At 70.5% G+C, this 6,176-nt stretch carries 6 protein-coding genes; 2 read left to right on the plus strand and 4 right to left on the minus strand.

Features of this window, described 5'->3' with window-relative positions; genetic code table 11:
* Nucleotides 1-379: 379 nt before the first annotated feature.
* From R6V09_RS43300 to panD, 3 genes are read right to left on the minus strand one after another with little or no spacing between them, the layout of a single operon-like run.
* On the minus strand, nt 380-1,018 hold the full coding sequence (locus R6V09_RS43300; protein WP_317886972.1) for an aspartate/glutamate racemase family protein: 639 nt from the start codon (nt 1,016-1,018) through the stop codon (nt 380-382).
* A 41-nt stretch (nt 1,019-1,059) separates the two neighbouring features.
* Entirely contained in the window at nt 1,060-1,407 is a 348-nt protein-coding gene (locus R6V09_RS43305) for a GNAT family N-acetyltransferase (protein WP_317886973.1), read from the minus strand.
* A 22-nt stretch (nt 1,408-1,429) separates the two neighbouring features.
* Nucleotides 1,430-1,849: an aspartate 1-decarboxylase gene (gene panD / locus R6V09_RS43310; protein WP_317886974.1), complete on the minus strand. Its 420-nt coding sequence runs from the start codon at nt 1,847-1,849 to the stop codon at nt 1,430-1,432.
* A gap of 136 nt (nt 1,850-1,985) precedes the next feature.
* Here panD and R6V09_RS43315 point away from each other — a divergent pair, with 136 nt between their 5' ends.
* On the plus strand, nt 1,986-3,437 hold the full coding sequence (locus tag R6V09_RS43315; protein WP_317886975.1) for a purine-cytosine permease family protein: 1,452 nt from the start codon (nt 1,986-1,988) through the stop codon (nt 3,435-3,437).
* A 7-nt stretch (nt 3,438-3,444) separates the two neighbouring features.
* On the opposite strand, the gene R6V09_RS43320 is transcribed toward R6V09_RS43315, so the two are convergent.
* Nucleotides 3,445-5,319, minus strand: coding sequence for an ABC transporter ATP-binding protein (locus tag R6V09_RS43320; protein WP_317886977.1), 1,875 nt, complete (start codon nt 5,317-5,319; stop codon nt 3,445-3,447).
* Nucleotides 5,320-5,460: 141 nt separating this feature from the next.
* Between R6V09_RS43320 and R6V09_RS43325 the strand changes: the two genes are divergently transcribed.
* A partial coding sequence (locus R6V09_RS43325) for a lysylphosphatidylglycerol synthase domain-containing protein (RefSeq protein WP_317886976.1) occupies nt 5,461-6,176 on the plus strand: 716 nt, incomplete at its 3' end.

Below are 6,176 nucleotides of genomic sequence, written 5' to 3' on the forward strand. Positions count from 1 at the left end.
CAGCCAGTAGGTGCGTCGGCTCTGGACTACTCCCCCGCCTACCCGGCACCCTCGCCGCCACTCACCCGGGCGGACTCACTCGCCCCGCGCGCCGGAGCGCCGCCGGACGCGGCCGACGCGCGCCACCTGAGCCCCGCGGGACTTACCCCACACGCATCGCCCGAGCCCCGACCGACTCACTCGACGCACAACCCCCAGGCCCTGTCGGACCCACCCGACGCGCAGCACCCAGGCCCCACCGGACTCACCCAACCCGCGCCACCCAAACCCCGCGAGACTCACCCCACACGCGCAGCCCGAGCCCCGACCGACTCACTCAGCGCACAACCCCACGCTCCGCCGGACTCACCCCAAACACACCACCCGAGCCCCGCCGGACTCACCCCACGCGCGCCGCCCGAGCCCCGGCGGCCAACCCCGGGCGGGGGCTCGACAGCACCGGGACCGGTGTGGTCGTCAGGTGTTGGGCGCCCGCCATGGACCCCTGCGCAAGGACGATCGCGTCGGCGTCCCTGACCGCGTCCACGGCGTCGGCGACCAGGCGGGCGCAGCCCTCGGTGTCGCCGGCCTCGAAGCGGGTCCAGGCGCCCTCGACGAGCAGGGTGCGGATCTCGACGGGGCGGCCGATACGACGCCCCTCCTCCTCGACCAGCTCCACGGTCGGCCGCAGTGTGCTCTCCAGCGTGGCGGCCACGACGACCCGGGTACCGGCGGCCACGGCCGCCGCCGCCATCGGGCGGTCACCGCGCAGCACCGGCACTCCGACGTCGGCACCGGCGGACTCCGCGACCCCGCCGATGGTCGAGCAGGTGCACAGCACCGCCCGGGCCCCTGAGGCGACGGCCTCCTCCAGTGCGTCCCGCACCGCGCCGGTCACCGCTTCCGGTCCCTCGCGGCGGGCCCACGCGAGCAGTTCCTCGTCGACGAAGTGCCGTAGTTCCAGGCCCTGGTGGTCCTCGTCGCGCAGGGCGTCGAAGACCGGGATGTGGGCGGGCGAGGTGTGGAGCAGGGCGAGCACGTGGGCTGGCCTCTCTTCCGGAACCGTCACCGATGTGCCGTCTAGAACCGGCCGGGATGCGCGGTCAGCCACTCCATCGCCGCCTTCTGCAACGCGGGGTCCGCGGCCGGGGCCTCGTCGGGGTGGCGGGCCGCCCACTTCACGACGTACGGGCAGAGCGGGGCGACGACGATGCCCTCGCGGGCGGCGATGCCGTACAGCTCGCGGGCCAGTGAACCCGCGATGCCCTTTCCCTCGTGGGCCGGTTCCACCAGGGTGTGGACCGGGACGAGGGCGCGCTCGGGGGATTCGAGGACGAAGTACTCGATGTGGCCTACGACTTCGGCGCCTTCGCCGATCGCCTCCAGGCGGCCCGCCGCCCGGTCGTCGCGGATCTCGATCTCGCTCATGGGCCTTCTCCTGGTGTGGTGGTCAGGCCGTGACGGCCTGCGGGCTGCGCGCCTGCTCCGAGCCCGGCACCGGTTCGGACGGATCGGCGCCGAGGCCCACGATCCGGTTGGCGGAGTCCACGTGCACGACCCGGGGCCGAAGCGCCCGCGCCTCGGCGTCGGACACCTGAGCGTAACTGATGATGATCACCAGGTCTCCGGGATGCACGAGGTGGGCGGCGGCCCCGTTGATCCCGACGACACCGGAGCCCCGCTCGCCCTCGATGACGTACGTCTCCAGGCGGGCGCCGTTGGTGATGTCGACGATGTGGACCAGCTCGCCGGGCAGCAGATCGGCAGCGTCCAGCAGGTCGGCGTCGATGGTGACGGAGCCGACGTAGTGCAGGTCGGCCTGGGTGACGGTGGCACGGTGGACCTTGGATTTGAACATGGTGCGCAGCATCGGAGGCTCCCGGGACTCGGCTCCCTGCCCGCAGTCGCGGGTCAAGGGCGGGTTTCACAGTATCCGTTGCGGTTGCCGGGTCCCCTGTGGGGGATGAATGTGGCCACAGAGGCTGGATCAGCACCTGGGAGGCACCGTGACCACCGCATCAGAGCCCCGGGTGTCGGGGCTGGAGATACGTTCCATCGACTACGTCCCCCTCGACGAGCGCCACGGCAAGCTGTGGCACCTCGGCCCCCTGTGGTTCATGTCGAACGCGCAGATCGCCACGCTCGCCGTCGGTCTGATCAGCATCACCGAGGGCGGCAACCTCATCTGGTCGCTCATCGCGATCGTCGCCGGCACCCTGCTCGGCACCTTCTTCATGGCCTTCCACTCGGCCCAGGGCCCGCAGCTCGGGCTGCCGCAGATGATCCAGTCGAGACCCCAGTTCGGCTATGTCGGGGCCCTGCTGGTGTGGCTGTTCGCCTATGTGCAGTACGCGGGCTTCAACGTCTTCAACACGATCCTGGCCGGTGAGGCCCTGCACACCACGGTGCACGGCAACACCAAGATGTGGGTGGCCGTGGTCACCGTGGTCGGGTTCGTGATCGCGCTGGTGGGCTACGACGTCATCCACAAGGCGGAGCAGTTCCTGACGTACACCTTCCTGGTCGTCTTCGGGATCTTCACCGTGGGTGTGCTGGCGACCCTGCACTACCCGGCGGGCTCCTTCGACCTCGGCGGTTTCTCCTGGACGCCGTTCCTCGCGCAGTTCGGCGTGGTCGCCGGCTACCAGATCAGCTGGGCGATCTACGTCTCGGACTACTCGCGCTACCTCCCGCCGGACGTGACCGTCCGCAAGACCTTCTACTGGACCTACTTCGGTTCGGCGCTCGGCGGGGTCTGGCTGATGACGCTGGGCGCGCTGCTCGCCGCCTGGGCGGGCAAGGACTTCGACACGATCCGCTCGATCAACGCGGCGGGCGACAAGGTGTTCAGCGGCTTCGGCGCGATCGTGCTCCTCTTCGCCACGCTCGGTCTGGTCTCCGTGACCGCGCTGAACATGTACGGCGGTTCGCTGACCCTGATCAGCGCGATCGACTCGTTTAAGAAGGTCCAACCGACCGTGAGCGTCCGGGCGTTGACGATCGGGCTGACCGCCGCGCTCTCGCTGGCCGGCGCGTTCGCCGCGACCTCCGACTTCCTCACCAACTTCAACAACTTCCTGCTGCTGGTGCTCTATCTGTTCATCCCGTGGACCGCGGTCAACCTGATGGACTACTACGTGGTGCGCCGCGGTCACTACGCCATCGCGGAGATCTTCAACCCCCATGGCATCTACGGCCGTTGGGGCTGGCACGGGATCATCTCCTACCTGGTGGGCTTCGGTGTGATGGTGCCGTTCTTCTCCGTCGGCACGCTCTACGTCGGACCGATCGCCCACGCCATGGACGGCGCCGACCTCTCCCTGTTCGTCGGACTGCCGGTCGCCGGGCTCCTCTACTGGTGGCTGAGCCGCTCGATCGACGTGGCGGCCGAGATCCGGGTGGCCGAGGCGGAGGCGGTGGACTTGGAGAAGGCGGCGCACGAGCACCGCGAGCCCTGACGCTCCGTCAGGCGACCGTCTCCGGCTGCTGCTTCTCGAACTGTGTGCGGTACAGCTCGGCGTATCGCCCACCGGCGGCCAGGAGTTCGTCGTGCGGGCCGCGTTCCACGACGCGGCCCGCCTCGACGACCAGGATCTGGTCGGCGGAGCGCACGGTGGACAGCCGGTGGGCGATCACCACCGCCGTACGGCCCTGAAGCGCCTCCGTCAGGGCCTCCTGCACGGCGGCCTCCGAGGTGTTGTCCAGGTGGGCGGTTGCCTCGTCGAGGATGACGACGCGCTGGCGGGCCAGCAACAGGCGGGCGATCGTGAGGCGTTGACGCTCGCCTCCGGAGAGGCGGTAGCCGCGCTCGCCGACGACCGTGTCCAGGCCGTCGGGCAGGGACCGTACGAGATCGTCGAGGCGGGAGCGGCGCAGCGCGTCCCACAACTCGTCCTCGGTGGCGGCGGGTCGGGCCAGCAGCAGGTTGGCGCGGACCGAGTCGTGGAAGAGGTGGCCGTCCTGGGTGACCATGCCGAGGGTGGCCCGCAGGGAGGCTGCGGTGAGGTCGCGGACGTCGACCCCGCCGATGCGCACGGTGCCTTCGTCGACGTCGTAGAGCCGGGGCAGGAGTTGGGCGATGGTCGACTTGCCGGCGCCGGAGGAGCCGACGAGGGCGATGGTCTCGCCGGGTTCGGCGCGGAAGGAGATGCCGTGCAGGACCTCGGTGCCGCTACGGGTGTCGAGGGAGGCGACTTCTTCGAGTGAGGCGAGGGAGACCTTGTCGGCGGAGGGGTAGGCGAAGCGGACCTCGTCGAACTCGACGGCCACCGCGCCCTCGGGCACCTCGCGGGCGTCGGGTTTGTCCTCGATCAGCGGTTTCAGGTCCAGCACCTCGAAGACGCGCTCGAAACTGACCAGGGCGCTCATCACCTCGACGCGGGCTCCGGCGAGCGAGGTGAGCGGGGCGTAGAGGCGGGTCAGGAGCAGGGCCAGTGAGACGACGGCGCCCGGCTCCAGGGTGCCGTGCAGGGCGAACCAGCCGCCGAGGCCGTAGACGAGGGCGAGGGCCAGGGCGGAGACCAGGGTCAGGGAGGTGATGAACACCGACTGGGCGGTGGCGGTGCGGACGCCGATGTCGCGGACCCGGCTCGCGCGGTCGGCGAACTCCAGGGACTCCTCCTCGGGGCGGCCGAAGAGTTTGACGAGGGTGGCGCCGGGGGCGGAGAAGCGTTCGGTCATGCGGGTGCTCATCGCCGCGTTGAGGGTGGCCGCCTCGCGCTGCATGCGGGCCATCCGGCTGCCCATCCGGCGGGCCGGGATCACGAAGACCGGGAGCAGCACGAGCGCGAGCAGGGTGATCTGCCAGGACAGGGTGAGCATGACCACCAGCGTGAGCAGCAGCGTCACGAAGTTGCTGACCACTCCGGACAGGGTGTTGCTGAAGGCCCGTTGGGCTCCGATGACGTCGTTGTTGAGTCGGGAGACGAGCGCGCCCGTACGGGTACGTGTGAAGAACGCGACCGGCATGCGCTGCACATGATCGAACACAGCCGTCCGCAGATCGAGGATGAGCCCCTCCCCGAGCGCCGCGGAAAGCCGCCGACCAAGAATCCCGAGGGCCGCCTCGGCGACCGCGATCAGGGCGATGAGCAGGGCAAGGCGTACGACGGTCCCGTCGTCGCCGCCCGACACGATCGCGTCGACGACGTGCCCGGCGAGTACGGGGGTCGCGACGGCGAGCAACGCGGTCACCACCCCGAGCAGGACGAACCTCGCGATCGGGCGGCGGTGCGGCCTCGCGAACTCCGCGATGCGGCGCAGCGTGGCGCGGGCGAACGGGCGGCGCTCCTGTTCTGCGGTCATGACACTGTGCAATTGGGTCCAGGCGGTGCTCTCCATACTCATGGGAGAGACCGTAGGACCTCAAGCGGCGTTGAGGTCAACGCGTTCGCCGCCGCAGCCTCGTGTAACGACGCGCGTAAGGAACTGTCCCCGCTGCCGCAACCCGCAGTTGTCGTGGCGCGGAGAACCTCCAGGGATGTGAGACACATCCGCGTGCGGCAGATCCTGTGCCTGCTTCCGTTGCTCCTGGTCATCGTCGTCGCCGTTCAGCACCGGTCGGTCCTCGTCGCGGGCTTCGGCCAGCTGCGGGCGGCGGAGTGGCCCTGGCTGGTGGCGGCGGCCGGTGCCACCTGTCTGACCTGGGTCGCCGCCGCGTTCACCCGGCAGGGTGCCGTGGTCGAACGGCTGCCCGCGCGGCGGCTGTTGGCCACGCAGTTCGCGGCGGGCGCGGCAAACCATCTGCTGCCCACGGGACTTGGCGCGGGCGCGGTCAACCTGCGCTTCCTGACGGTGTGCGGGCTGCCGCTGGCCCGTTCGTCGGCCGCGCTGGCGCTGTTCCTGCTCGCGGAGTCGATAGCCCGGCTGACGCTGCTCACCGGTCTGCTGATCGCCTTCCCGGACGCCCTGCGCCTGGGAACTCTCCTTCCGGCGGGGGCACTTGGCCCGCTGCTCCTGATCATCGGCGCCGTGCTGTGCGCGGCGGTCGTGGTGCTCGTCCTGGTACGGCGGCTGCGTACGGCCGTCCTGTCGTTCCTGCGCACCGCGCTGAGCGAGGCGCGTACCGTACACACCCGGCCGGCCCGGGCGCTCGCGCTGTGGGGCGGTTCGCTGGCGTTCCCCGCGCTCCAGGCGGCCGGACTCGTGGCCGTGGGGCAGGCGTTGAACCTGCCGGTGCCGCCCGCGCAGATGGCGCT

Origin of the sequence: Streptomyces sp. W16 (genome assembly GCF_033194735.1) — a bacterium.
Classification (GTDB): Bacteria; Actinomycetota; Actinomycetes; order Streptomycetales; family Streptomycetaceae; genus Streptomyces.